Here is a 1,046-nt window from a genome sequence, read left to right as displayed (position 1 = left end):
TGGCTCACGAGATCGGATAAAGGACATTGGAGCCTATATCTACCAGTGGGTTGCAAAGCGAAAGGGCATGCTCGTCGTCGCGGGTGATTTTGGCTCTGGAAAGACGACCATTCTCGAAAGGGCGTTCTATGACTGTGCGATCAGCTGCTCAAAGGGGCGATCAGACATCTTTCCGATTCTGCTGCCGTTGCGTAGCTTTCACAGCTATGACGATCTCTGGTCATTCGTAACCACCAAGGCGCTTGAGAAGAACTATGTGTCTGTCTCAAGATCAACGCTCGAAAAGCGTATCCGCCAAGGGAAAATTGCGTTCTTTCTCGACGGTTTCGACGAAATCCACACCGGCGCCACTGCAGCGGAAAGGGCAAGCTATCTCGCGCGGCTCGAACCCCTTATCAGCAGTCCATGTCCCTGTATCCTGACAACCGGGCCGACTTATTTCGAGTCTTTCAACGAAATGCATGGGGCCCTTTCGAAACTTCTTCCGGGAGAGGCTTCATTTGACGGCGACAGCTTCGGCGAGCTTGATCTGGAGGCGGTCCTCGATCACCTCGACATTCATCGTTCGCGGAAAATCGAAAAGAACGATCTGATGAACATCGTTCTTATCGACGTCCTTAACAGGGACAAGGTCGTCGAATACGTGACGGCGTTCAAAGACGAGTTGTTCGTCAGCACAGGGCAAAATGTCGAGTTCATCCTCGAATATCTTTACAAGATTTATGACCTGAAGGATCTCCTTCGCCGGCCGCTGTTGCTCAAGATGATAGTCATCCTGATCATCAAGGGTGGGCTCAACGTGAACTCCGACAAGAAGCATGTCGGCCCGGCAACGCTTTATTCAGCCTATACCTGGATGTGTGCCAAACGGGATACGCGCAAGGGTGAAGCTGACGAGCGCAGCTTGCAGCTTTTGCACGACAGCGAAAGGCGGACAACTTGCCGCCAGCTCCCCCTGACCATTGTCGACAAAGGGCCAATGGAGCTCGGACAGGCCGTAGTCCGCCAGGCGGGGAAGGACTGTGCGCAGGCGACGGGCTACGGGG

The 1,046-nt window shown here is 53.8% G+C and carries 1 protein-coding gene; it reads left to right on the top strand.

Features of this window, described 5'->3' with window-relative positions:
- Nucleotides 1-1,046 (top strand): NACHT domain-containing protein (locus C9413_RS32360; RefSeq protein ID WP_170251609.1); only part of this gene is annotated, 1,046 nt, incomplete at both ends.

This window comes from Rhizobium sp. SEMIA 4085 (assembly GCF_013004495.1).
In the GTDB taxonomy this organism is placed as follows: domain Bacteria; phylum Pseudomonadota; class Alphaproteobacteria; order Rhizobiales; family Rhizobiaceae; genus Rhizobium; species Rhizobium gallicum.
Note: the sequence above shows the minus strand (reverse complement) of the source record. Positions and strands in the feature narration are given on the sequence as shown.